Annotated in this window: 19 protein-coding genes; 11 read left to right on the top strand and 8 right to left on the bottom strand. The window is 68.3% G+C overall.

Annotated features, from left to right (window positions below; genetic code table 11):
- Nucleotides 1-33: 33 nt before the first annotated feature.
- The gene (locus QA802_RS18775; protein ID WP_334534738.1) at nucleotides 34-1539 is read right to left on the bottom strand and encodes a flavin monoamine oxidase family protein; all 1506 of its coding nucleotides are present in this window, start codon (nucleotides 1537-1539) and stop codon (nucleotides 34-36) included.
- Between the two features lie 225 nt (nucleotides 1540-1764).
- A complete protein-coding gene (locus QA802_RS18770) occupies nucleotides 1765-2955 on the bottom strand; it encodes a flavin-containing monooxygenase (RefSeq protein ID WP_334524019.1) in 1191 nt (396 codons plus the stop codon).
- A 165-nt stretch (nucleotides 2956-3120) separates the two neighbouring features.
- On the opposite strand from QA802_RS18770, the gene QA802_RS18765 reads away from it, so the two are divergent.
- The gene (locus QA802_RS18765) at nucleotides 3121-3426 is read left to right on the top strand and encodes a hypothetical protein (RefSeq protein ID WP_334524016.1); all 306 of its coding nucleotides are present in this window, start codon (nucleotides 3121-3123) and stop codon (nucleotides 3424-3426) included.
- Between the two features lie 458 nt (nucleotides 3427-3884).
- Here the strand turns inward: QA802_RS18765 and QA802_RS41905 are convergent, their stop codons facing one another.
- Nucleotides 3885-4790 carry an FG-GAP repeat domain-containing protein gene (locus tag QA802_RS41905; RefSeq protein WP_503461618.1) on the bottom strand — a complete coding sequence of 302 codons (906 nt, stop codon included), beginning with the start codon at nucleotides 4788-4790 and terminating at the stop codon, nucleotides 3885-3887.
- 216 nt (nucleotides 4791-5006) lie between these two features.
- Here QA802_RS41905 and QA802_RS18755 point away from each other — a divergent pair, with 216 nt between their 5' ends.
- Nucleotides 5007-6302, top strand: coding sequence for an ISAs1-like element IS1629 family transposase (locus tag QA802_RS18755; RefSeq protein ID WP_006378747.1), 1296 nt, complete (start codon nucleotides 5007-5009; stop codon nucleotides 6300-6302).
- Here QA802_RS18755 and QA802_RS18750 read toward each other — a convergent pair.
- Entirely contained in the window at nucleotides 6287-8365 is a 2079-nt protein-coding gene (locus tag QA802_RS18750; protein ID WP_334524011.1) for a hypothetical protein, read from the bottom strand. The genes QA802_RS18755 and QA802_RS18750 overlap by 16 nt on opposite strands.
- Before the next feature lie 800 nt (nucleotides 8366-9165).
- Here QA802_RS18750 and QA802_RS18745 point away from each other — a divergent pair.
- The gene (locus QA802_RS18745; RefSeq protein WP_334524010.1) at nucleotides 9166-14997 is read left to right on the top strand and encodes an RHS repeat domain-containing protein; all 5832 of its coding nucleotides are present in this window, start codon (nucleotides 9166-9168) and stop codon (nucleotides 14995-14997) included.
- A 736-nt stretch (nucleotides 14998-15733) separates the two neighbouring features.
- Nucleotides 15734-17083: a group II intron reverse transcriptase/maturase gene (gene ltrA / locus QA802_RS18740; RefSeq protein ID WP_334524007.1), complete on the top strand. Its 1350-nt coding sequence runs from the start codon at nucleotides 15734-15736 to the stop codon at nucleotides 17081-17083.
- 287 nt (nucleotides 17084-17370) lie between these two features.
- Here the strand turns inward: ltrA and QA802_RS18735 are convergent, their stop codons facing one another.
- Nucleotides 17371-17889 carry an ATP-binding protein gene (locus QA802_RS18735; RefSeq protein WP_334524005.1) on the bottom strand — a complete coding sequence of 173 codons (519 nt, stop codon included), beginning with the start codon at nucleotides 17887-17889 and terminating at the stop codon, nucleotides 17371-17373.
- A 260-nt stretch (nucleotides 17890-18149) separates the two neighbouring features.
- Between QA802_RS18735 and QA802_RS18730 the strand changes: the two genes are divergently transcribed.
- The 7 genes from QA802_RS18730 to QA802_RS18700 all read left to right on the top strand — a co-directional run bounded on the left by QA802_RS18730 (nucleotide 18150) and on the right by QA802_RS18700 (nucleotide 22366).
- Nucleotides 18150-19001: a helix-turn-helix domain-containing protein gene (locus tag QA802_RS18730; protein ID WP_334524002.1), complete on the top strand. Its 852-nt coding sequence runs from the start codon at nucleotides 18150-18152 to the stop codon at nucleotides 18999-19001.
- An 11-nt stretch (nucleotides 19002-19012) separates the two neighbouring features.
- Nucleotides 19013-19204, top strand: coding sequence for a hypothetical protein (locus QA802_RS18725; RefSeq protein ID WP_334523999.1), 192 nt, complete (start codon nucleotides 19013-19015; stop codon nucleotides 19202-19204).
- A gap of 110 nt (nucleotides 19205-19314) precedes the next feature.
- Nucleotides 19315-19764 carry a DoxX family membrane protein gene (locus QA802_RS18720; RefSeq protein ID WP_334523997.1) on the top strand — a complete coding sequence of 150 codons (450 nt, stop codon included), beginning with the start codon at nucleotides 19315-19317 and terminating at the stop codon, nucleotides 19762-19764.
- Entirely contained in the window at nucleotides 19764-20177 is a 414-nt protein-coding gene (locus QA802_RS18715; protein WP_334523995.1) for a Zn-ribbon domain-containing OB-fold protein, read from the top strand. Before QA802_RS18720 ends, QA802_RS18715 begins: the two co-directional genes overlap by 1 nt.
- Before the next feature lie 41 nt (nucleotides 20178-20218).
- Entirely contained in the window at nucleotides 20219-20884 is a 666-nt protein-coding gene (locus QA802_RS18710) for a GNAT family N-acetyltransferase (RefSeq protein WP_334523992.1), read from the top strand.
- 51 nt (nucleotides 20885-20935) lie between these two features.
- A complete protein-coding gene (locus QA802_RS18705) occupies nucleotides 20936-21793 on the top strand; it encodes a GNAT family N-acetyltransferase (RefSeq protein ID WP_334523989.1) in 858 nt (285 codons plus the stop codon).
- A 93-nt stretch (nucleotides 21794-21886) separates the two neighbouring features.
- Entirely contained in the window at nucleotides 21887-22366 is a 480-nt protein-coding gene (locus tag QA802_RS18700; protein ID WP_334523986.1) for a hypothetical protein, read from the top strand.
- A gap of 364 nt (nucleotides 22367-22730) precedes the next feature.
- Here the strand turns inward: QA802_RS18700 and QA802_RS18695 are convergent, their stop codons facing one another.
- The 3 genes from QA802_RS18695 to QA802_RS18685 all read right to left on the bottom strand — a co-directional run bounded on the left by QA802_RS18695 (nucleotide 22731) and on the right by QA802_RS18685 (nucleotide 25028).
- A complete protein-coding gene (locus tag QA802_RS18695) occupies nucleotides 22731-23396 on the bottom strand; it encodes a pyridoxine/pyridoxamine 5'-phosphate oxidase (protein WP_334523983.1) in 666 nt (221 codons plus the stop codon).
- A 15-nt stretch (nucleotides 23397-23411) separates the two neighbouring features.
- Nucleotides 23412-24404, bottom strand: a complete 993-nt coding sequence (locus tag QA802_RS18690) for an expansin EXLX1 family cellulose-binding protein (RefSeq protein WP_334523980.1) — start codon at nucleotides 24402-24404, stop codon at nucleotides 23412-23414.
- Nucleotides 24405-24623: 219 nt separating this feature from the next.
- On the bottom strand, nucleotides 24624-25028 hold the full coding sequence (locus QA802_RS18685; protein ID WP_334523977.1) for a hypothetical protein: 405 nt from the start codon (nucleotides 25026-25028) through the stop codon (nucleotides 24624-24626).
- Nucleotides 25029-25080: the final 52 nt, after the last annotated feature.

Below are 25080 nucleotides of genomic sequence, written 5' to 3'. Positions count from 1 at the left end.
CACTCCCCGTACCGCGTGGCCACGACGGCACCCCTACAGCACGGCCAGCACTTCCTTGGCCACCCGCTCGCCCGACCGCACCGCTCCGTCCATGAAGCCCATCCAGTGGACGGAGGTCTCCGTGCCGGCCCAGTGGATGCCGCCGACGGGCCGGCGCAGGGCCGGACCGTACTGGGTCAGCACCCCGGGCGCGCCGATGGAGACGGGACCACCGCGTGTGTACGCCTCGTTGTTCCAGCGTTGCAGGACGAACGACGTGGGGGAGGCCGCTTTCGCGCCGAAGTACGTCACGTAGTCCTTCAGAACCGCGGCCTTCACCTCGGCCTCGCTCGCCGCGTCCAGCTTGCGGGCCTCGTCGGCCTCGATGAAGCCCATCAGCGCGCCGTACGAGGCGTCCGGCGGGGAGTTGTCGAAGGTCGAGCTGATCACGCCGGTGTCGCTGACCACCTGGCCGTTGAGGCCGTCGGCCCGCCAGAAGGGGGTGTCGTAGATCGCGATGGCCTTGCCCACCGAGGCCATCGGGAGGCGCTGGGTGAGCTGGTCGCGGTCGGCGGGCAGCAGCGGGTCGTACGTGATGCGCGCGGCGAGCGGCGGCGGCACGGCGACGACGACCCGCTTGGCGGTGACGGTGAGGCCGTCGGCCGTGACGACGTACTTGCCGTTCCCGCCGGACCGGCTGATCGTGCGTACCGGCGCGTTCAGCACCACCCGGTCGCCGAGCGTCGCCGCGAGCTTGACCGGCACGAGCTGGGAGCCGCCGACGAAGCGCAGTTCCTGGGCGCCGTTCGCGGTCTCGGTGAGGCGCTCGAGGGTGCCGGGGGTCGACTCGTTGCCGGCGGCGGCGATGTAGAACAGCACGAAGAGCAGCGAGAGTTCACGGGGCTCGGCCGAGAAGATCGACGTGCAGGCCACGTCCAGCAGGAACTTGGCGGACGGCACGACGGCGTTGGCGCGCAGCCAGCTCTCGAAGGTCTGCCGGTCCCACTCCTCGGCCTTGGCCGCGGTCCAGGGCGCGTCGACCGGGACGGTCTTGGCCATGTCGTCCAGCGAGGCCTGCACGATCGCCGCGTTGGCGAGGCCCGCGACGTCGACCGGCGGGACCGAGCCGAGCGGGCCGTCCGTGGCGTACGGGGTCTTCTTGCCGTCCTTGTAGAGCAGGTTCTTGCCGGTGTTGTAGGTGGGGAAGGTGGCCACGCCCAGGGAGTCGGCGAGCGCCTTGACGCGGTCCTGGGTCGGGCCGATGAACTCGCCGCCGCCCTCGGTCACCCCGCCGTTCGCCAGGGGCAGGTTGACCACCCGGCCGCCCACGCGGTCGCGGGCCTCCAGGACGACGACCGTGCGGCCGGCGGCCACCAGGTCGCGGGCCGCGGTGAGACCGGCCAGTCCGGCGCCGACGATCGCGACGTCGACGTCCCGGGTGGCCGCGGTCGCCGTGGTGGCCGTGGTGGCGGCCGCGGCCGGGCCGCCGGTGGTCGCGGTGAGGGCGGTCGCGCCCGCGGCTACGGCGGCGGTGCGGCCGAGCAGGGAGCGGCGGGACATTCTGGCGGTCGGCTGGCTTTCACTTGCCACGTGCGTCCTCCGACGAGCTTGGGGAGCGAGAGAGGCTGGAAGAGGGTGGAACCTGAAAGATGAACAGGTCTCACATTCTGGCTCCGCGAGAGGGCGCGCGACAACGTTCTCGCCACATCTTGCACAGGTGTAACGAGCAGGTGATTCAAGGGAGTTACCGGCGGTTACGCCGGCGGTTGCAGCGATTGCGCGGAGTCACCGGCTCCGGCGGCGCACCGCCTTGGCGATCTTCTCCGCGTCCATCGCCAGCTCGCGGAGCGTCCCGCTGATGGGGGTGGTGTAGCCGGTGAAGTACAGCCCGGGGGCGTCCTTCGGGGTTCGGGGGCCGTGCGCCACGGGTCTGCCCTCGTCGTCGAGCACGCCGAGGTGGCCGACCAGGCCCTCCAGTGCGCGGACGTATCCGGTGGCCGCGACGACGGCGTCCGGGGAGATCCGGGAGCCGTCGGCGAGGACGACCTCGCCGCCGTCCCCGAAGCTCTCCACGGCGGCGACGATCTCCACCCGGCCCCTGCGCACGGCGTCGATCAGACCGACGTCCTGCACTGGGATCGCGCCCTGCCGGGCCCGGGTGTAGAGGCCGGTGTCGGGGCGCGGCAGTCCGTGCGCGGACAGGTCGGGGACGCTCGCCTTCGCCATCACCCGGGAGATCCGGTCGACGAGGCCGACCGGGAGCCGGCGGATCATGATGCCGCTGTACTGGGCGGCCCAGCCGGCGGTCGAACGGCGCACGATGTGCGGGACCGTGCGCACCGCCAGCCGCACCCGCCCCGCGCCGTTCTCCACCAGGTCGACGGCGATCTCCGCGCCGGTGTTGCCCACGCCGACGACGAGGACGTCCCGTCCGGCGTACTCCTTGCCGCTGCGGTAGTCGGCGGCGTGCGTCAGGTCGCCCGTGAAGTCCTCACGGCCGGGCCACCGGGGCAGACGCGGGGTGTGGTTGTAGCCGGTCGCGACGACGACCGCCGACCCGACGAGCTCACGCCCGCCAGTGGCGCGCAGCAGCCAGCCGTTGCCGTCGGGGGTCCGCTCGACGCGGGAGACCTCGACGCCGGTGACGATCTCCAGCTCATGGAACTCGGCGTACTTCTCGAGGTAGCGCACCAGGTCGTCGCGGGCCACCCACCGCCCGAAACGCCGCGGTATCGCCAGCCCGGGCAGGGCCGACAGACGCCGGGTGGTGTGCAGATGCAGCCGGTCGTAGTGGCGCCGCCAGGACGCGCCCACCCCGTCGGCCTTCTCCACGACGACGGCCCGTATGCCCTGGGCACGCAGCGCGTACGCGGTGGCCAGTCCGCCGGGACCGCCGCCGATGACGTAGACGGGACGGTCGGCCGGGTTCGCGGCAGTGATCGCCTGGCGGGCCGGGCGCGGTGCGGAGTCTTCCATGAGCGCGAGCGTAATCACGCATGCCGTTGATGGGTCTCAGTCAAGATGGGAATCGGTTGCGGATCGATCACGTGCGGGGAGATGTGGGTGCGGCTGGTGACGTAGACCACTCGCTTGTGCGCGAACGGCAAAGAAGACGGCGCGACATCAGGAGCCCGATCCCCCGTGCTCTTCGAGCCGACCGAAGTGCTGCGGTGCGCTGAGAACCAGCTCGCGCATGAGATGCAGCGCGGACGCGGCACCCTGCGCGGGCGCCGCGTCCGGGTCTGGTGCGCTCGCGTTTCGGGCTGCTTGAATGCAACGGTGATCGAATTCGCGGCGATGCTGATCGTGGCCGGACTGATAGGCCGGTTGTTCTGGAGGAAGGTCAGGCAACGTGAGGAGGCTGCTGCTCGGGACGATGTGATCAAGGTTCCCGTCTGCTCCGGCACCCCGCGTTCGAAGGCCGGTGGTTTCGCGGCCGGATGGTGATCGGTCCCACCTCGACGGCCTGGGAGAACCGCGGCAGGGGCGGCGCGGCAGTGTCGCTTCCGGCACGGTTGCGCCAGGTCGGCGTACGTTCCCCTTCGCTGCGCGAAGCGGCTTGGAAGGTGAACCCAGGCTCCAGGATCATCGAGTGCACCTCCTCCGAAGGCGCCGTTCTGGTCTCGGTGATGCCGAACGAGTTGGACCACGTGCTCACGGCCTTGAGCAGGAACAGCACCGCGTAGACGGCGACTTGCCAGGCCCGCACAGGGCCGAGGGTGAGGCTCTCAGGGTGAGTGGTGCGGACGTAGTCGACCTCAAGTCCGAACCCACCAACATACCTGGGGCTGCTCGGCGCCCGACGCCTCTTTCGCTGCCACACCAGCGCCAGACAGGGCCTTCCTCACCTGTGAAGGTGCGGGGAAGGCCCTGCCATCCCGCTGATGGTGCTGGTCCTATGTCGGCTAACTGATGGTCTGGTAGCCGGTGAAGGCTTCGGATGCCACGGTGACCTGTTGTGTGCCGCTAGCGGTTATGCCACGAAAAGCACGGACTCGGCCGGAGTTTGGTGTAGTTGCCCACAGGTCGAGTTTGCCGTCGTTGTCGGCGTCGGGTGCTGCGGTGAGCGTGGGCACAGTGCTCGTGCTCCAGTTGAAGCCGATTTCCGTGCGGTTGGTGACGCCGATGTCATAGCCGTTGTCGTCTTGCCCGCCGTGGAAGACCCAGAGTCCTCCGACGTCAGGGCGGTCGTAGCGGACGACGAGGTCGGCTCGGCCGTCGTTGTTCCAGTCACCGGGGGCAGCCAGGGTGATCTCGTTGATCTTTGAGTCTCCATTGGCGAGGGGGTCGTCGGGGCCGCCCAAGAGGACCGGATCGCGGTCGCTGTCGAGGCGGTCGTCGGTGTTGCCGTAGTAGAGCCAGACGAAGGTGCCGTCGTTGACTACGAGGTCGGGGTATCCGGGGGTGTCCGCGGTGCCGTCGGCATCGACATCCAGAGGGCCGTCGACGTCGCCTACGGCGAGGATCTGCTTGACGCCGTTGCTCCAGTGGTTGTTGGCGCTGTCGTAGACGGTGAGTTCACGTTCGTCGTTGTCGGTGCCGGGGCAGTCGGTGCAGACGAAGCCAGAGCCGTCGTTGGGGTGGATCCGTAGACGGTTGGTGTTGGCGGTGGCATCGTGCTCGAGGGCGATGAGGTCTTCGTAGCCGTCGCCGGTCCAGTCGCCGCGCCGGGTGATGTTGGTGCCTGTCCAGTTTCCGATGGCGGCGGTCTCGGCGCCTTGTGTCAGAGCTCCGTTTCCAGCTCCGTAGAAGCGGTTGAGGGTGCCGTCCTTGCTGATTCCGTATACATCGGTGTTGCCGTCGCCGTTGATGTCTCCGGCCTTGTCGGCTGCCTTGAGGCCGTTGACGTAGAACGGGTAGTCGGTGGTGTCCGACTTGTTGCCGGCCCTGTCCAGGCCAGGGCCCCGGCGTTTGCCCGGATCGCCCCGGCCTGGGCCGGTTGATCATGCTGGCGGGCCCCGGAAGCAGATGAACACGGCACCTGTGGATCATGGAGTTCTCTACGCTGCAAGATCCACGAAGGTGCCGTGTTCGTTCCTCCATCATCCCCTGCCGTCGTTCCCGTCTCTCCGGCGCCCCGCCTGGAGGCCCTCGGCTCGGATGCCGCGCGAGACCAAGTCCGCGGCCTGGTTGCCGAGTTCGAGTCGGTCACCGATCCTCGCGGGGCGTGCGGGGTGCGCTACCGGGTCTCCTCGCTGCTGGCCCTGGTGGTCTGTGCGATGACCCCGGCGGGCCATGACTCCATCACCGCGGCGGCGGAGTGGTGCCGACGTGCGACGCCTGAGGAACTGGCCGCTTTCGGTCTGCCCTACCATCCGTTGCGCGGCCGCTACCGGATCCCGAGCGAGAAGACCTTGCGCACCGTTCTGGGGCGGCTCGATCCCGGTGAGGTCAGCGCGGCCGGCTACGACCACCTGCGGCCCCTGCTGTCCACGGTGTCCCACTCTCCCGAGCCGCTCATGCCCGACGGCGGCATCGAACGCGAACAGCGCCGCGCCCACCGGGCGGCCGCCCGCGCCGAACCGGTGCGCTCCCGGCGCCGGGCCATCGCGGTGGACGGCAAGTGCCTGCGCAGTGCGAAGCGCCCGGACGGCAGCCGCGTCTTCGTGCTCTCCGCCGTCCGGCACGGCGACGGCATCACCCTCGCCTCCCGCGAGATCGGCGCGAAGACCAACGAAATCCCCGAGTTCCAACCCCTGCTCGACCAGCTCGACGACGCCGATCTCAAGGGGGCCGTCGTCACCGCCGACGCCCTCCACGCCCAACGCGACCACGCCACCTACCTGCACGAACGCGGCGCCCACTACCTGCTGACCATCAAGAACAACCAGCGCGGCCAAGCCCGTCAGCTCCACGCCCTGCCCTGGAAGGAGATCCCCGTCATCCACCGTGACGACGCCCGCGGCCACGGCCGCCACGAACAGCGTCTCGTCCAGGTCGTCACCGTCAACGGCCTGCTCTTTCCCCACGCGGCCCAGGTCCTGCGCATCCAGCGCAGACGCCGTCTCTACGGAGCGAAGAAGTGGTCCAGCGAGACCGTCTACGCCATCACCGACCTGCCCGCCGAGGAAGCGAGTGCCGCCGAGATCGCTTCATGGGCTCGCGGGCACTGGACCGTGGAGAACACCGTCCACTGGTGTCGGGATGTGACCTTCAACGAGGACAAGTCCCAGGTCAGGACCCACAACACGCCCTCAGTCCTCGCCGCCGTCCGCGACCTGATCCGCGGTGCGCTCAAGCTTGCCGGGTACGTCAACACCGCCGCCGGCCGCCGAGCCCACACCGAACGCACCCTCGTCCTCAGCCTCTACGGCATCACATGATCAAACCGGACGACCCGGGCAAACGCCGGGGCCCTGCTGTCCAGGCTGCGGGCGTAAAGGTGGTTGCTCCCGGCAGTGGTCGGAGTGAACGTGACGTTGACGCTGCCGCCCGCGGTGTCGGGTGTGGCGGAGCGCACAGTGGGGTCTGTATCCGTCCAGTACTCGTACTTGGTGACGTCGGTAATGCCTCCGCCGGACAGAGCGAAGGTCCCCTTGGTACGCACGCTGCCGGTCACGGCGGGCCAGCCGTCGCTTCCGTCGGGAAACTCTGCGGAGGCCACCCCCGGCGGGCTGGAGGGACGCGTGGAGTCGAAGCTGAACCCGCAGGTGGAGGTGGGCACCCAGGCCGAGTAGGCGGCGCCGTCGTAGGCACGGACCTTCCAGACGAAGTTACCGTGCGCGACGGTCTCCTTAGCTGCCAGCGTGGCTTTGGGGATGCGGGCTCTGGCGACGGTGCCGGAGGTGACGGATACGGTCTGGTCGTAGATCTGGGAGCTGCCGGAGAGGTTGTTGCTGCCCCACAAGCGGAATTCCGCTTTGATGGTGCCGCCGTCGGCGTCTGAGACCTTGGCGGTCAGGTAGACGTCGGTGTTACCGATCGCGGAGTATGGCGCGGCAGTGTCACAGCCGCCGACGCTGGGAGAGGTGTCCAGGCCGGTGGGGGCATTGGGGATGGTGTTGTACTGGGTGGAGAGCACGGCTGACTTGGCGTCGAACTTCTTCCATCCGTAGACGTCGGACTCGTTGGAGGCCGCGAGTTCGAAATTGATAGAACCCCATTTGCCTGCTGCGGCATCCTGGGCGCCCCCGGTCGCGTTGAAGGCGAGGTTGCCGGCCGGGCAGCTGGAACTCCAGCCCTTGGCATCGGTGACGGTGGCCAACTTCTCCTGCCGGGCCGGGCGGTTTTTCCACGTGGTGGAGGTGGTGACGGCGGCGGTGCGCCAAAGCTCGACGGGCTTGGCGGTACAGGACCAGGACCAGGTGTTCTTGATCCGGAACGTAGATTTGATGACCTGCTTGTTCGTATTCCACAGATTCTTGGTGTTCATGCGGAAGTACGAACGGGCCAGACCGTTGGTTTCGTTCTCGTAACCCACGCGGGCTGTGGTGGTACCGCCGTTGAAGCCCGCGCCGTTGTAGTAGGCGGTGGTGGGGTACTTCTTGTAGGCGATGGCCCAGGAGTAGCGTGAACCTTCGACATAGGGGTCGATGTAAACCGGGTAGGTGGTGTCCTGGCCGGTCAGGACGTCAGTGTTGGGCGTGAGCTTGAGCTCACGGTCGCTGACGGCGACCGGTACGGCCGCCTGCTGGGCGCCGGGGCGGGGCTCGAACTCGTCGCTCGCTTGCGGTCGGGTCGATGATTCCTGCGCGGACCTGGCCAGTTTCTGCGCGCCTGCTTGGGTGGTGGAGCTGTCCCACATACGGGGGGTGGGCGCGGTGAAGACCTCCTGCCCCGCCGGATTGGTCGCTCGCAGGTTGCCGTGCTCGTCTGCGGCTGCTGTCAGCCCCTTGGTGCTCAACGGCAGGCTGATCGTGGCGAGCGCCGGGTCGGCGGCGGCCGCCGCGCTTTTGACCACCAGAAGCTCACTGAATCCAGCCGAACCCGCTTTCAGTTTGAGGTCGACATCGTTCAGCACGTTCGCGTATGTGATCGTGTCTCCGTTGACCACCGGCTTGGGCAGTGGTTTGGGCCAGCCGATCGACAGGCTCCGGCCGTTCCGGGTGACGGTCGCCAGCGGGCCCTCGCCCCCGCCGGAGAACCTGACCCCGACCTCGGTGGCGGCGGGGGAGAGAGTTCCGTCCGCGTTCGCCTTGAGTGTGGTGTCGATCGGCACCAGTTTCTGATTTTTGTGCACGAACTGGGGCAGGGCATAGGCGTCCTGGGTGAAGGAGCCGTCCGGATTGGCGAATACCTGCACTGTTTCGGTCCGGTGGGCCATCACCTCCACCGGCTCGCCCGACGTCATTGCCTTCGCCAGCGCGCGGGAATCCGCAGTGGTTTGGGCCCGCGCAGCCGTGCCGAGTGGCGCGGTGGTCGCGTGGGCCGTGGTCTGGGCAGCCATCAGCGAGGCAGTGAGCGCCAGTGCGGCGGCGACGGCCGCGGTTGCGGGCCGTTGCCCGGCGGTCCGGCGTCTGCGACGCCTCTGATGCAAGGTCGGCATTTCTTTCCTCTCGCGAACTGGACGTCTGCCGTTCGGTTATTGCATGCCCTTCTGGGGCGCAATGGTTCTACGTGAATCACGGAGCGCCCGCAATGTTGAATTTCTGGAGGAATGCATTCCGCTTCACGGCGTCGCGGTTCGCGCATGATTGATAATCAGCCAAACATCGATCGGATCTTTTTTCTCGACCCCCAGACGTTGATACCTTCCGTTCGATCTTCATGTAGGCGGCTTCCGGTGGGGGAAATGTGTCTGCTTTACGAGTGAAGGGGACGAGACGTCCCCGCCGTATGGTGACGAGACATGCGAAATGGGTCCGCCGGATCGCCGTATCCTTGGTCGTCTATCTGGCAGCCGGCCTGCTGGGCGGACCGGTGGCCGAGGCGGCGGAGCTGTCACTGGCCAAGCTGACGAACCCGCGCCCGGTTCCTGTCTCATCGGCGAAGCAGAATCGGATTTCCCACCCAGATGAGACGACTGCCCAGCGCTGGAAGGGCGTACTGAAGCCGTCCTGGCCGAAGCCGGGTACTGCCGTGGTCACTGTCCCTGCACGTGGAAATACCCATACCAAGGCGGGGACTCTTCCGCTGCGTATCAGTCCCCACCAGAGCAAGGCTGGGAAGAGGAATCGTGTAACTGTCGCGACTCAGCGCCGTTTCCAAGTGCAGGCTCTGGATCAGAATGCGACCAAGGCCGCAGGCGTGAGCGGCGTGCTGCTGGCAGTACGCCCCCTCCAAGGTGACCAGGGCACGGTTGATGTCACCCTGGACTACTCCGGCTTCCAGAACGCTTACGGCGGCAACTGGGCCTCCCGGCTGACGCTGCACCGTCTGCCCTCGTGCGCGCTGACCACGCCTGCGGTCAAGGACTGCCGCGCATCCGCCCCTTTGCAGAGCGACAACGACGTCAAGGCCGCAACGCTGTCCGCCTCTGTCCCTGTCGACGCGGCGGATGCAAACACGCCGTCCACCGCGCCCGTGACGAAAGCACCCGCCGCGACGCCGTCAGCCAGCGGGCTGGTGGCGAGTGACGGCACGGTCCTCCTGGCCGCCACGGCCGCCGCCTCGGGTGCATCGGGTGACTTCAAAGCCACCCCGCTCGCCCCGTCGGCATCCTGGACGGCAGGCGGCTCCAGCGGCGGCTTCTCCTGGAACTACGACATCGACACCCCGGATGTACCCGGCGGCATCGTGCCTGACCTGAGCCTGTCCTACAGCTCGCAGGCCGTGGACGGACGCACCGCAGCGACGAACAACCAAGCCAACTGGATCGGTGACGGCTGGTCCATGGAGCCCGGCTCCATCGAGCGCAGGTATGTGTCCTGCTCCGACGACATCAAAGACAGCAACGGCACCGACAAGAGCGGGGACCTGTGCTGGAAGAGGGACAACGCTGTCCTCAACCTCAACGGGCAGTCCAACGTCCTGGTCCTGAACAAGGCCACGGGCGAATGGCACCTGGAGAGTGACGACGGCACCAAGATCGTCAAGCTGGCCGGCAGTACTCGCGGCAACGGTGACGACGACGGCGAGTACTGGCGAGTGACCACCCCGGACGGTACCCAGTACTACTTCGGCTACAACCGCCTGCCGGGCTGGACCAGCGGCAAAGCCGAGACGTACTCCACATGGTCCGTGCCGGTGTTCGGCAACCAGACCGACGAGCCGTGCCACGCCAAGGCGTACAAGGACTCCTGGTGCCAGCAAGCGTGGCGATGGAACCTCGACTACATCGTGGACCCGCACTCCGACGCCACCGCCTACTACTGGAACAAGGAAACCAACTACTACGGCCGCAACGTCAATCCGGACACCGGTGCCTCCACCGCGACCGTGTATGACCGCGGCGGCTACCTGGACCACATCGAATACGGCCTGCGATCCGACTCCGTCTACAGTCAGAAGGCCGCGGCCAAAATCGACTTCGACGTCGCTGAGCGCTGTCTGAGCGGTTGCGATGCTTTCGACAAAGACCACGCCAAGAACTGGCCCGACGTACCGTTCGACCAGTCCTGCAAGTCAGGCGAGGAGTGCAAAGACCGGTACTCGCCCTCCTTCTGGACCCGCAAACGCCTCACCAAGATCGACACGTCAGTACTGACCGGAGGCGCCTACAAGCGCGTCGACACATGGACGTTGACGCACCAGTTCCCGTCCACCGGTGACGGCACGGATCCCGCACTGTGGCTGGCCTCCGTCACCCGCACCGGGCACACCGGTACCGGAGACGTCTCCCTGCCCGCGGTCACCTTCAAGGGCCAGCAGCTCGCCAACCGCGTGGACGGCGCGACAACGGGCGGTAAGCCGGACCCAGTACCGCCACTTGTGCGTTACCGCGTCTACGGAATCGACACCGAAACCGGCTCCACCATCGGGGTCACCTACTCGGCACCCGACTGCAAGGCCGGCGACGTTCCCACTCCCTCCTCCAACACCCGCCGCTGCTATCCGGTGATGTGGTCGCCGCCGGACGCGCCGGCCGCCGAATACGAGCCGTACCTGGACTGGTTCCACACCTACGTGGCGACCCAGGTCCTGGAAGCCGACAACACCGGCGGAGCTCCGGTGAAGGAGACCGACTACGCCTACCTGGACGGCATGGCCTGGGGCAAGGACGAAGACGAGTTCACCAAGGCCAAGTACCTCACCTACGGCGACCGCAAGGGATACAGCCGCGTCCAGGTCCGCACCGGTGCCCCCGCCTCGGACAAGCAGACGTTGAGCGAGCATCGCTACTTCCGCGGGATCGACGGTGCCGACGTAGTCGACCACGAAGGCGTCAAGGTCACCGACCACACCTCATTCGCCGGCATGACCCGCGAGGAAGCCGCGTACGACGGGGACGGCGGAAAGCTCCAGAAGACCACCAGCTACACCCCCTGGCACTCCGCGGCCACCGCTACGATGGCCCGCAGCGGTCTGTCCGCTCTCCAGTCGTACGTCACCGGTACCCAGGAGGAGAAGACGCGCACCGCCGTCGGTGACACCTGGCGCACCACCCGCACCGCGCGCACCTTCGACGACTACGGGCTGGTCAAGACCGAGTCGGACCTGGGCGACACGGCCAAGACCGGCGACGAGGAGTGCGCCACCACTTCGTACGCCCGCAATGAGGACAAGAACATCCTCACCCTGGCCAAGGAAGTCCAGACGGTCGCGGTGGCCTGCGGCACGGCACCGAAGCTGCCCGCCGATCTGATCTCCATCGAGCGGCACTACTACGACAACGCCGCCAGCCTGGACACTGCCCCGACCAAGGGCGACATGACACGCCTGGAAGAACAGGACGACAAGGGCACCGGCTACCTGACCACCGCCACCCACACCTACGACATCCACGGCCGCGAGCTGACCGAAACCGACGCGGACGACAACACGACCACCACCGCGTACACACCCCTCACGATCGGGGCTCCCACCTCGATGACCGTGACCAGGCCACTGAACCAGGCCAAGACGCTGGACCAGACCACGAAGACCGAGTACGACCCGACCCGAGGCGTGCCCACTGCGGTGACCGACGCCAACGGCAAACGCACCGAAGCAACCTACGACGGCCTGGGCCGCACGCTGCAGGTGTGGAAGCCCGGTTGGGCCAAGACCGACCACCCGACCCAGCCCTCGGCCGAATACAGCTACACCATCTCCAAGACCGCCGCCAACGCCGTGTCGACGAAGACACTGCAGTACAACGGCTCTTACACCACCAGTCACCAGCTGTACGACGGCCTGCTGCGCGCACGCGAGACCCAATCCCCGGCGATCGGCACTTCCGACCGGATCGTGACCGAGACGCTGTACGACACCCATGGCTGGGCGTGGAAGACCTACGCCGCCTACTACGCCGACGGCGCGCCCGCCAAGAGCCTGAAATCAGCAGCGGACAACGCGGTGCCGGCGATGGTGGAGAACGTCTACGACGGCCTGGGCCGCGTCACCGACGCGATTGCCCGCAAGTACGGCGACGAGCAGTACCGCACCAAGACCGTCCATGACGGTGACCGCACCACGGTCATCCCGCCCAAGGGCGGCACCGCGACCACGGTGGTAACCGATGCACGGGGCCGCACGACCGACCGCCTCGAATACACCGACCCGGCCCGTACGTCCTCGCAGAAGACCCACTACACCTACGGCAAGTGGAACGAGCCGGCGACCGTCACCGACCCAGCCGGCAACACATGGTCGTACACCTTCGACGCCCGCGGTCAGGAGACCGACGTCGACGACCCCGACAAGGGCAAGAGCCACACCAGCTACGACAAGCTCGGCCGTCCTGTCACAGTCACAGATGCCCGCGGCATCACGCTTACCACCGACTACGACGCTCTCGGCCGTGAGATCGCGCTGAGGAAGGGCAGTACCCCCCTGGCGCAGTGGACCTACGACACCATCGCCAAGGGCCAGCTCTCCAACAGCATCCGCTACATCGACGGCAAGGCATACATCTCCGCCGTCGACTCCTACAACGACGCCTACCAGCCCACTTCCAGCACGGTCACCATCCCCGCCGAAGCAGGTGCCCTGGCAGGCGCGTACACCTGGACCTACGGTTACAACGCCTACACCGGCCAGCAGGAATGGATCAAGCACCCGGCCGTGGGCAACCTTCCCAGCGAGCGCCAGACCACTGTCTACGGCGAGGGGAACCTCCCGCAGAAGACCACCGCCGGCTCCGTCACCCTCGTCAACGCCACCAGCCACGACGTCTTCTCCCGCCCCGTGCGCACCGAATACGGCACGCTCGGAAAGAAGGTCTACAGGACTCAGGCCTACGACGAGTTCACCGGCCGCCTGACCGGGCAGACAACCGACCGTGACCTCGCCCCGCAGCGCATCGACGATGTGACCTACGCCTACGACGACGCCGGCAACGTCACCGGCCTCACCACCGCCAGCGGCCAGGACGCCGGCAAGACGGTCGATACCCAGTGCTTCACCAACGACGCCCTGGAGCGCCTGACGGAGGCATGGACCGCCAGATCCGACTGTGCCGCCCAGCCCTCTGCCACCACCGTGGGCGGCCTCGACGCCTACTGGCAATCCTTCACATACGACGCGGTCGGCAACCGCACCGGGCAGACCGACCACGGCACCGGCGCCCTGGCCGGCGCGGACACCACCACCGCATACACCCACAACGAATCCAAGACCGTTCTGCCCCACGCCATGCAGACAGCCACCGTTCGTGGAGGGCCCCACGACGGACAGAAGAGCAGCTTCGACTACGACGCCGCGGGCAACACCACCAAGCGCATCATCGGAACTACCGCCCAGAGCCTCACCTGGGACGATGAAGGACACCTCGCCACCCTCACCCAAACCGGCAGGACCACCAGCTACCGGTACGACGCCGACGGCAACCGCCTGATCGCCAAAGACGCGGACGGCACGCAGACCCTCACCCTGCCTGGCAACAACGAGTTGAAGATCAAGGCGGACGGCACCAAGGAAGGAATCCGCTACTACACCCACGGAGAAGAGACCGTCGCCGTCCGCACAAGCAGCGGCTTCTCCTTCCTCCTTCCCGACCAGCAAGGCACCGCCATGGCGGCCGTCGCCATGACCACTCTCGCTGTCACCCGCCGCAAGCAGCTCCCCTACGGACAACTGCGCTCCGCCCAGACCTCCACCGTCCCCGGCACTCGCGGCTACATCGGCGGCACAGCCGACCCCACAGGTTTGATCCACCTCGGCGCCCGAGAATACGATCCCGAACTCGGCCAGTTCATCTCCGTCGACCCGATCAACGACACCGACGACCCGGCCCAGATGAACGCCTACTCCTACGCCCACAACAACCCCGTCACCAAATCCGACCCATCAGGCATGTGCCTCGCCGACATATGCGGCGTCGGATATCCCATCGGGGGAACCGGCACCGGCCCCAACAATCCCAAGCGATACGTCCAGGACGGCCCTGTCGACCCTGGGGGTAAGAATCACTCTTACTGTCACCGCGGCATGTGCTCCGACGGCCACCCGCTCGGCTACAGCAAGGGCAACATCAGCAAGAAGACATACGACCCGCAGGCGGAAGCTCAAGCCGTCGCGCGGGCCAAGGCCCAGGCCGTCGCGCGAGCCAAAGCAGCCCAAGCCGAACGCCGCAAGAAGAACAGCATCTGGGGCAGCATCGCGGGAGGGCTGAAAAAGGGCTGGAACAACACCGGTGGCAAGGTCGTATCCGCTGTGGGCGATCACTTCTCTGAGCACTGGCGGGACTACGTGAACGCAGGGCTTGTGGTCGGCGGATTCCTGGCAGGAGCAGCGTGTGGTGCGACTGTTGTGTGCGGCGTGGCCGTCGGATTGACGATTGGCGCAAGCACTTATGTGGTGTCAAATGCTGGAACGAAAAACTGGAACTGGTCCAGCTTTGGTATACAGACGGTCGCCTCCGGGGTCGGCGGTGGCGTGGCCGCCAAATATGCGGGTCCGAAGTTCACGGGATTGGTCAGTTCTGTACGGACGCGCGTGTCGCTTTGGAGGTTGGAGAGAACGGTGAGCAATATGAGGAAGGACTTGTATGGCGAATAGTGTCAATCGGCGACTCCGCTGGAAGCTTCTCGTAGGGGTAGCCGTGATCCTGGGTGTTTTTGTTGCCTGTCAGGCCCTCCCGGGTCCGTTCAATATTGTCATCCCGGTGATGATTGCAGTCGGGCTGGGCGGCGCGATAGGCGGGAAACAGCGCAGAGGGTGAATTGATAAATTTCGGTAGCCCTCGAGCTCTCGCGAGGGTTCGCCGACGGAGTCGGTGGGCCCTTTCGCTTGTGCGCCCAGCATGGGCGATTGCTTGGGGGTGTGAGTCCCCTGGGGGAAGGGGTGGTGCTAACCCCGAGCCGGAGGCAAGGGCGTCATCGTGAGGTGGGGTCTGGAGGAAGCCCGAGGCGAGACCTGGGTACCGAGGAACACGAACCGTGTATGAGGCGTGCTGGTCGGGTGAGCCTGCAAGCGAAGGTGAAGCCCGTCACTGCCAAGAGGGCCAGTGCGTAAACGCGGCGGGGATCCAGGGACAGTGATCGTTCTTACCTGGGGAGATCTGTCCGGGTGTCGGTTGTGCTGAGGTGTCGTCGCGCCGACGGAGCGGGCCGGGAGGTCGGCTCTGACCGGGCAGAAGTCAGCAGAGGTCGTAGTACCAGCCGGGATGGCCGCCGGTGCGTGGTGGGCTGGGAAGGGCCCAACATCGAGTGGAACGGGTGATGTGGTGGTTGCTCGTGCTGGTCACGTGGACCGCAGTAAGTCCGCTTCGGCGGTGCCGACCGGGGAGGGACCGGTGCGTTCCGGAAGCGTCCTGGCGGAGCGTAGTGGCCGGTCGGCGCACTCCACGGAGGACGTTCACCGGGAGCGGGAGTCCTCGCTGTGGGAGCGGATGCTCTCCAGGGAGAACCTGCTCGCGGCGCTCAACCGCGTCGAAGTGAACCGGGGTGCTCCCGGGGTGGACGGCATGACCACGGCTGAGTTGCGGCCGTGGATCGCAGTTCACTGGCCTGAAGTCCGGGCTGAACTCGACGCGGGCATCTACCGGCCGGCGCCGGTCCGTCAGGTGATCATCCCGAAGCCTGGCGGCGGCGAGCGGATGCTGGGGGTGCCGCGGGTGCTGGACCGTTTGATCCAGCAGGCCGTCGCGCAAGTGCTCGTGCCCATCTTCGACCCGCAGTTCTCCGGGTCGTCCTTCGGGTTCCGTCCCGGCCGGTCCGCCCATCAGGCGGTCAGGGTCGCGCGGCGGGCGGTGGAGGACGGCAACCGGTGGGTCGTGGACCTTGATCTGGACCGGTTCTTCGACCGGGTCCAGCACGATGTCCTGATGGCGCGGGTCGCGCGAAAGGTTGCTGACCGCAGGGTTCTGAAACTGATCCGCAGGTTTCTGGAAGCCGGGATCATGGTGGACGGCGTCAGGTTGCCGAGCGAAGAGGGGACTCCGCAGGGGTCTCCGCTCTCGCCGGTGCTGTCGAACATCATGCTCGACGACCTGGACCGGGAACTGTTTGGGCGCGGTCACCGGTTCGTGCGTTACGCCGACGATGTGCGCATCTTCGTGCGGAGTGAACGAGCTGCCAGAAGGGTGCTTGTCTCGGTCACGGCCGTGGTCGAGCAGCGGCTGAAACTGAAGGTCAGCCGGGAGAAGTCGAAGGTCGTACACGCCAGGGCGGCAACGTTGCTGGGGTTCGGCTTCTACTTCGCCCGGGGTGGGAAGGTCGGGATTCGTATCGATCCGAAGGCGGTCAAGCGTCTGAAGGACCGGCTGCGGGAACTGACCTCTCGTCGGTGGAGCGTCACGATGGACGAACGCGTCGCGAAGGTGAACCGCTTCACCGCTGGCTGGACGGGCTACTTCCAGCTCGCGGACGGATCTCGTCTGTTCCGGGAGCTGGACAAGTGGCTGCACCGCAGGATGCGGCAGATCCGTTGGAAGGAATGGAAGATCCCCCGGGCCCGCCGGGCCATGCTGCGCAAGCTCGGGATCAACGAGCAGTCCTCCCGTGAGTGGGGGAACAGCAGCAAGGGCTACTGGCGGATCGCGGGTTCTCCTGTTCTCCAGCGAGCGCTGCCCAACTCCTACTGGGACGACCTTGGTCTGCGCATGCTCAAGCCGACCTGGCTCCGGTTGAGATCAGCTGGATGAACCGCCGGATGCGTGACCCGCATGTCCGGTGGTGTGAGAGGAGGGACGGGCGACCCGTCCCTCCTACTCGATTCTGGAGCTGATGGCGGCAGGCCGGCGGCCCGGCTGTTGCGTCAGGTGCTTGCAGGGTTCCACTCGGCGGTGACCTCACCCGTGTAGGGCCAGTGCCGGGTGCCGGGCGAGTCGGGTCCTCCGTCGGACATCGTTGCGGGCGTGGTGAGGGTTTGGTTCTGACCTGGGCGCGCAGGCGTTCATGGCTGAACGCCTGCGCAGGCCGGCCTTGTGGTTCACGCGGTCATGGGCGCGAGGGTGCGTGGGGCGTGGATGCCGTATGCGGCTGCGCTCGTCCTCGGCAGCCTTGCCCACATTCGCGTGCCGCCGCCAGGTTCGTGGGCCTCGCCGAAGCCCCAGCTGCCGTCGCAGGAGCGGCAGACGCAGGCGAGGACTCGCAGGGCCGCGCGGCGGCGGGTGTCGCAGGCTGCGGCGAGTTGGGGGTGCGTGTGGCGGGGGTGACTGTCGTAGACGATCACGCGCAAGGTGTCGGCCCGGTAGCGGAGTGAGACGTGGAAGTTCGGTGTCTCCGTGAACTGGGCGGCCACCGCGGTCAGTTCGCCCACTGCCTGAAGCGCCGGGTCCAGCATGTCGTGCAGGCCGTGCGCCTTGAGCAGCTCACGTGTGGTCGTCCTCGCCAGGGCGGGGCTCGCCAAGGCCGCGGGGAGGGTCAGGTTGTAGGCGAGGGTTTCGGGGACGGGGGCGCTGAAGTCCGCGGGGAAGGTGGGGGCGACGGGGCAGCGGGAGATGGGCATGGGGGCTCCTTGTCGTTCGTGTTCGTGTTCCGGTCGTAGTCGGTGGCTCGTCTCCCTGGCGCGGGCCCACCCCTCCCAGGGGAGGAGCGTGCGGGCAGGCTCGCGCGGTGCACTGCCGACTGCCTTGTGTAGCGGGTGCGTTACCGACCGTAGGGCAATTTGTGGTTCAATTGCCACATGAGATTTAAGATTGACCCGATCGGGTTCCGGCGGTGCTGATACGCGGCAGACTGCTGACGAACCGCACCGGAAGGAACGCCATGCCTCCGAGGACGACGACCACCGAGCGTCAGAAGCGTCTGGGCAGCGAGCTGCGCAAGATGCGGATGGCGGCCGGGATAACGGCCGATCAGGCTGCGGGGCTTCTCGGCGTCGATCGCGCGAAGATCTCCAACATCGAGACGGGCATCCGCACCATCAGTCCGGAGCGGCTGCGCACCCTGGCATGCAACTGTGACTGTTCGGATCCGGTGTACGTCGAGGCTCTCGTCAACATGGCGCGCCCCGGAAGGCGTGGATGGTGGGAGCGGTACCGCGGCTCCCTCTCCGCCGGGCTGTTGGACATCGCCGAGTTCGAGACCTACGCCACGCGCATGCGGACCGTCCACATCGCTCATATCCCCGGCCTGTTGCAGACCAGCGACCACGCACTCGAACTCTTCCGGGCCGTGCTCCCGCCGCTTCCTGAACACGAGGTCGCCCTGCGGCTGGCGTACCGGTTGGAGCGGCAGCAGGTCCTGGAGGGCGCGAGTTCACCCGAGTACGTCGCTGTCGTGCATGAGGCCGCGGTGCGGATGCAGTTCGGCGGGCGAAAGGTGGCTCGCGCTCAACTCGAGCACCTGCTGAGCGCGTCCGAACGGCCGAACGTGCGGCTGCTGGTCATCCCGTTCGCCGCCGGTACGTTTCCCGGCTCGGGGCAGACCTTCAACTTCTTGGAGGGCCCGGTCCCCCAACTGGGCACCGTGCAGATCGACAACACCCATGGGCCGGAATTCCTCGGTGAGGAGGCGCAGTTGGCGAAGTACCGTACTCATCTGGACTGGATGGAGCGCATTGCCCTGTCGCCAGAAGGGTCGCGTGACTTCGTCCTGGATATCGCCAACAGCCTGTGAGGAGCAGTCGGATGGACGACATCAAGTGGGAGGATCCTTTCTGTGGCGAGGGGGCCAGTTGCTTCCGCCTCGGCACCGACCCCGACGGCAACGCCTACATCGCCATAGCCGGTGCCGAGGACGCCTACCTCGTCGACTCCCGGGAGGCGCTCCGGACGATGATCCGCGACATCAAGGCGGGGAAGGCCGATCACCTGCTCTGAATCGGCTGCCCGTTCCTCCGGATGTAGTGGCCCACGCGTGCGCGACGTCCGGGGCCTCGCGGGCTTCCGTGGGGTTCCCGGGTTGCGGTGTCTGACGTACCGTCAGATTTATGGATGCTATCTGGCTCGATGGGGCTGAGTGGCTTGCGGTGCTGCGGATCGGGCTCGGGCTGTGGTGGCTGGAGAGCTGGCGGCACAAGGACAAGAAGGCCTGGTTCGAAGACGGCGCCGGCATCGGCTGGGCGGCGGACGTGGCGGCGAAGCACCGCTGGAGCGCCGTCCGCTCCGGGTTCGCCGCGGTGGTGCGGCCGCGCCCGCGCGTGATGGCGTACGTCGTGGTCTACGCGGAACTGGCGCTCGGCCTCGGCCTGGTCCTCGGGTTCCTCACGCCGGTCGCCCTCGCCGCGGGCCTGCTGCTCAACCTCCTCTACCTCGTCCTCATGATCCACGACTGGGCGGAGCAGGGGCAGAACTCGATGATGGCGCTGATCTCGGCGGTCGGGCTGGGCGGGATGGCCTGGCAGACGTGGTCCCTGGACAGCGCGCTGGGGTGGTTCTGATGGGCACGCCGGCCCGGTACGACCTGCCCGAGGCCGACGCCTTCACCCGTACGTACTGGGACGCCGCCGCCGAGAGTCGGCTGCTCATCCGGCGGTGCGCTGCCTGTGCGCGGGCCCACCACTACCCCCGGGAGTTCTGCCCGTACTGCTGGAGCGAGGACGTCACCTGGGAGGACGCGAGCGGCCTGGCCACCCTCTACACCTGGTCCGTCGTCCACCGCAACGACCTGCCGCCCTTCGGTGAGCGCACGCCGTACGTCGCGGCGATGGTCGATCTCGCCGAAGGGCCGCGCATGTCGACGGAGCTGGTGGGGGGAGCCGAGCCGCGCGCGGGCATGGCGCTGACGGTCGCCTTCCGGGACGGGGCGCCGGTGTTCCGGGCGGTGTCCGAAGGTGGGCCGCCCGCGCCTTGAGGGGCCGTTCACGCCGGGCCGGACGGGTGTTCAATGATCGGATGACCGACATCCGTGAGCCCTCCCCGTCGCCCGTGACGGCCGCGTCGCCCGAGCCCTCCCCGCCCTCCCCGTCGACCGCGCTGCCCGTGGCACCCGTCCTCGAAGGCCACGGGCTCCGGCTGCGGGTGTGGGACCCGGAGTCCGCCGTCGACGTGAACGCCTGGCTGCGCGGGCTCACCGACCCGGAGTTCCTGCGCTGGAACACGCCGCTGCGGATGGTTTCGGACGCCGCAAGCGCACGGAAGTCCCTGGAGGGCAAGACGGCGGACGCCGCCGCCGGACGCGCGATGACGTTCTGCGTCACGGACGCGGCCGACGGGACGGTCCTCGGGCAGGTCGGCGTCAGCGCGATCGAGCGCGTGCCGAGCTTCGCCCGGGTCGGCTACTGGGTGCTGCCGGAGGCGCGGGGCCGGCATGTCGCCACCCGCTCGCTGCTGCTCGCGGCCCGGTGGGCGTACGCCGAGATCGGGCTGCACCGGCTGGAGCTGGGCCACGCCCTCGGCCACGACGCCTCCTGCCGGATCGCCGAGCGCTGCGGATTCCGGTACGAGGGAACCCTGCGCGGGGCGATGTGGGAGGCCGGTCGCACGGACGCCTACCGGGACGTCCACACACACGGGCGGCTGGCGACCGACCCCGAGCCCGAGTCCCCGGAGTCCCCCTGACCGTGCGGTAATTGACGGGCGGAGAGCGGCCTTCGCGCGGCACGATGGGCCATGCGACCTGACGACTGGCACCTCACCCACGACCTCGACGCGTTCCTCGGGCGCGCCGGCGAGTTCCTGCGTTCCCGCCCCGCCCTGCACACGGTCCCGCTGACCGTCGCCGACAGCCTGCGCCGCAGGGGCCCGCACATATACGGTCCGGCAGACCCGCTCTTCGGCACGCTGGACGCGGCCGGTGACGTGCGCGGGGTGTTCTTCCGCACGCCCCCGCACCGGCTCAACATCACGTCCCTGACGGAAGGCGAGGCCGAATCCCTCGCCGAGCGGCTGGCCGCCGACGGTCACCGTCTTCCCGGGGTGTCCGCCGACCGCGACACCGCCGCCTTCTTCGCGGCGGCCTGGAGCCGGAGGACCGGCGTCGAGTCACAGCTCGTCGAGCGGCAACGCCTGTACCGGCTGGGTGAGTTGACGTCTCCCGGAGCGGTTCCGGCGGGCTGGGCGCGGGTCGCCGCCGCCGCCGACCGAGACCTGCTGATCCGCTGGCACGACGCGTTCATGGACGACACGGGGGCGTACAACGGCCAGGACGCCGGCGCCTGGGCCGACTCCCGGATCGCCTACGGCGGGATCACCCTCTGGGAGACGCCCGACGGCACCCCCGTCGCCATGTCCGGCGCCACCCCGCAGGTCGCCGGTCAGGTACGGGTCGCCCCCGTCTACACGCCGCCCGCACTGCGCGGCCGTGGCTACGCGGGCGCGGCGACGGTCGAGGTGAGCCGCGCCGCGCAGGCCGCCGGGGCGGCGGAGGTCCTCCTCTTCACCGACCTCGCCAACCCGACGAGCAACGGCCTCTACCAGCGCATCGGCTACCGCCCGGTGACGGACTTCGCGGTGTACGCGTTCGGGTAGGGGCCGTTGGCGTCTCGCGTTCCCTCCTTCGTTCGGGTGAGGGGAGACGCGGTTTTATGGCGAGGGCCGGAGTTTCGAAGTACTTTCGAAGACATGCCCACCGAAAACGCCGCCGTGAACTTCTCCGAACTGGTCAACAAGAACAGGCAGACGCTCGCTCGGCTCAAGGAGTCGCCTCGGCTGCTGCTGCACCGCAGAGACGGGGAGGATCTCGTTCTCACCACCGCTACCCGGGCCGAGCAGGACCAGACCGTGGTGTCGGCCGCGACGCGGATGCTTGCCGCGTTGGCCCGTCGAGAGCCCGGCAGCATGGAACTTCTGCTGGGCATACTGCCGGACGCCTTCCCCTGGATCCGCTTCCTGCCCGAGGCCGACGTGCACGCGTTCGCCGTCGAACTGGTCGACACCATGCGGGCCGCGGACTCCGTGCGCAACAGTGCGTCCGTCGCGCAGCTGCTCGTCGCCTGGGAGCACACGGCCGAGGTCCACTCGGACCCGGAACTGCTGGCCGCGCTGACCAGGAACCACACGGAGGACTACGGCCCGGCCACGGATCCGCGGGAGGGCCTGTGAGTGCGGGCCGTGGAGACCGCGTCGCACCACCGGCACCTGATGGCCACTGGGAGGTTCGTTTCGCCGACGGGGCCTCGGCGAAGGGCTGGTAGAACCTGGCGCAGCAGGCGCGCGAGAACACCTTTCGCGCCTGGACCACCATGCGGACCGATCCCGCACCGGCCGCCGAGACACCCCGGCATCACCGTCTCAAGGGCAGTCTGGCCCACGGCACCCACCGAGGGCGGACTTGCCAGCAGTGGCAGATAGAGGTGACCGGGGCCGGGCGCGTCTGGCACCTCCTCGACACGTCCCGCGACACCTGCTGGATCGTTTTCGCCGGGACCGGGCACCCGCGTGCAACCGACCGATCCTGAAAGCGGCCTCAGGGCCACAGCAAGTCTGTGGACCACGCCTCGTCCGTGCGGTGGTAGCGCAGGCGGGTGTGGCGGCGGGCGGGGTCGCCCTGGAAGAACTCGGCCTCGTCCGGGCGCAGCCGGTACAGCGTCCAGGTCGGGGACTTGGCCGTCGGGTGGGAGCGGGCGTGTTCCCAGGCGGCCTCCGACGCCGCCGCCAGTTCCTCCGCCGAGGTCAGGACGTCGCTCTGCCGTCCGGTGAGGGCGGCGGCCAGCGCGCCGGTCGAGCGGGCGTGCAGGTCGGCCTGGGCCTCCTCGGAGGGGGCGGACGTGACCGGGCCGCGAACCCGGACCTGGCGGCCCAGCACCGGCCAGTAGAAGGTGAGGGCCGCGTACGGGCGGGCGGCGAGCTGACGGCCCTTGCTGCTGGTGGCGTGGGTGGCGAAGGACCAGCCGGCCGCGTCCGCGCCGTGCAGCATGACGATCCGGGCGTCGGGCAGGCCCTCCTCGTCCGACGTCGACAGGGTCATCGTGTGGGGTTCCCGCTCGCCCGCCGCGACCGCCCGCGCGAACCACTGCGTGAAGAGGGACAGCGGGTCGTCGGGGGCCGACGCCGGGTCGAACGGCGGCAGCTCCGTCACCTCCGGGTCCCACACCCGCAGCGTCCTCAGCAGTTCGTGAAGGTCCTTGGCCATGCACCGAGTATCCGGTCAGTGCCGGGCGAACTGGACCCGGGTCGACTGCACCGCCTCCGGCCGGACGGCGATCCCCTCGACGGTCAGCCGCTCCCCGTAGATGTCGGTGAGCCGGATCGCGCCGCCGCAGCCGGTGCCCTGCTCGGAGAGGAAGTAGTTGTAGTCCGTGCGCGCCAGCCGGATCCAGGAGCCGCCGCTGCGGACCTCGAGCCGGGCCAACGGGTTGCGGTGGCCGATCGCCTGGATGCCGCACCAGTACTGGGTGGAACCGGTCTTGTAGCGGATCGCGATCGTTTCCGACGTGGCCGGGCTCAGCAGGCTCCACGTGATCGGGATGCGGCCCGCCACGAGCGGGGCGAGCTTGGCGAAGGCCTGCCGGCTGAGGTCGAGCTGACCGGGCGCGCAGGGCGCCGGGCACTCGTTGGTGATGCGGACCGTGATGGACGCCCCACCCGCCGCGCGGACCGCCACATAGGCGCCGCACGCCTTCGACGTCTCGTAGTCGGCGGTGTTCATCGCCGCGGTCATCACGTCGGAGGTCGGGCCGAAGGAGCAGGCGCCGCTGCCGTCGCCGGCGTCGTAGGAGGTGGCGACGCCGTCGTAGGAGGCGCCGGGTCGGATCCGTCCCGCGAGCGGACCCGCGCCGGAGGCCGCCCGGGCGGCGGGCGCGGCGGCCTCGGCCGGGCGCCGTGCGGGCGGGGCGGCCGGGGGAGTCGTCTTCCCGCCGGCGGTCGGGCTCGGGCTCGGACTCGGGGACGTCGACGTGGACGGTGTCGGAGAGGCGGACGTCGTCGGCGTCGTCGGCGTGGCCTTCGCGGGCCCGCCCACCGGGGCGCCGGCGACGGGCGTGCCCGCCTCCCGGACGTCGTCGCTCCCGCCGCCGGGGCGGAAGGCCACCACCAGGGACACGACGAGCGCGACGGCGGCCACGGCCACCACGGCGACCACGGGGACGCGGACCGGACGCCGGCCGGGGTGGCGGGAGCGTCGGTGCGAGGAAGCTGCCACGGGAGGAATCCTTACGCGTTTCGGCGAACCACGTCCGGAAGACGACCTCCCGGACCTGGAAACCTCCGAGACGAGATCGAAAACCGAAGACCGAAGGCATCCACCCGTCAGTGGTCGCCGCCCCGGAAAAGGTTGCCGCGCCCCGGCGACTTGTTTCCGGTTGTTTCCGGAGCTGGTGCACCGGACCCGTTTCACCGGACCCCGTTCATCGGACCCGGTTCACGCCTCGTCGCGGTGGGTGAGGCGGCCGTCGGAGAGGTGCCAGTAACGCCCGTGCCGGGTCAGCTGCCAGGTCTCGTCGGCGGTGATCGCCCGCATGACCCATGCGCGGAGCTGGGGGAGGGCCTGTTCGCGCAGGAGAGCGCGGGTGGCGGCACGTGCGCCGGCGTCCACCGGGTGGACGTCGATACCGATGCCCGCCGCGTCGGGATGGATGCCGGCGCCGTAGTTGGAGGGGATCGGGGCGGTCCAGACGGCGCCCAGAACGATGGTGCCGCTGTCCGGCCCGGTGAGGAATCTCAACTGTCCGACGTGGGCCAGGCAGTCGCCGATGCCCTCGTCGACGTCGGTGGTGGTCAGCGGCCAGGCGCGGTGCCTGGGCAGTCTTCGGTTGCGTGCGGACATGGCGAGAAGACTGCCAGCAAGGCCCTTGCCGGCCACGGGGATTTTTTCACCG

It is taken from the genome of Streptomyces sp. B21-105, assembly GCF_036898465.1.
GTDB lineage: Bacteria > Actinomycetota > Actinomycetes > Streptomycetales > Streptomycetaceae > Streptomyces.
The sequence above is the reverse complement of the archived record's forward strand: the minus strand, read 5'-3'. Positions and strand labels throughout refer to the sequence as shown.

Excerpts from the sequence above, each read along its gene's own strand:
- QA802_RS18685 (WP_334523977.1), bottom strand. The coding sequence starts at position 25,028 with ATGTCCGCACGCAACCGAAGACTGCCCAGGCACCGCGCCTGGCCGCTG.
- QA802_RS18750 (WP_334524011.1), bottom strand. The coding sequence starts at position 8,365 with ATGGCTGCCCAGACCACGGCCCACGCGACCACCGCGCCACTCGGCACG.
- QA802_RS18695 (WP_334523983.1), bottom strand. The coding sequence starts at position 23,396 with ATGGCCAAGGACCTTCACGAACTGCTGAGGACGCTGCGGGTGTGGGAC.
- QA802_RS18730 (WP_334524002.1), top strand. The coding sequence starts at position 18,150 with ATGCCTCCGAGGACGACGACCACCGAGCGTCAGAAGCGTCTGGGCAGC.
- QA802_RS18735 (WP_334524005.1), bottom strand. The coding sequence starts at position 17,889 with ATGCCCATCTCCCGCTGCCCCGTCGCCCCCACCTTCCCCGCGGACTTC.
- QA802_RS18710 (WP_334523992.1), top strand. The coding sequence starts at position 20,219 with ATGACCGACATCCGTGAGCCCTCCCCGTCGCCCGTGACGGCCGCGTCG.
- QA802_RS18720 (WP_334523997.1), top strand. The coding sequence starts at position 19,315 with ATGGATGCTATCTGGCTCGATGGGGCTGAGTGGCTTGCGGTGCTGCGG.
- QA802_RS18705 (WP_334523989.1), top strand. The coding sequence starts at position 20,936 with ATGCGACCTGACGACTGGCACCTCACCCACGACCTCGACGCGTTCCTC.
- QA802_RS18715 (WP_334523995.1), top strand. The coding sequence starts at position 19,764 with ATGGGCACGCCGGCCCGGTACGACCTGCCCGAGGCCGACGCCTTCACC.
- QA802_RS18725 (WP_334523999.1), top strand. The coding sequence starts at position 19,013 with ATGGACGACATCAAGTGGGAGGATCCTTTCTGTGGCGAGGGGGCCAGT.
- QA802_RS18700 (WP_334523986.1), top strand. The coding sequence starts at position 21,887 with ATGCCCACCGAAAACGCCGCCGTGAACTTCTCCGAACTGGTCAACAAG.
- QA802_RS18775 (WP_334534738.1), bottom strand. The coding sequence starts at position 1,539 with ATGTCCCGCCGCTCCCTGCTCGGCCGCACCGCCGCCGTAGCCGCGGGC.
- QA802_RS18770 (WP_334524019.1), bottom strand. The coding sequence starts at position 2,955 with ATGGAAGACTCCGCACCGCGCCCGGCCCGCCAGGCGATCACTGCCGCG.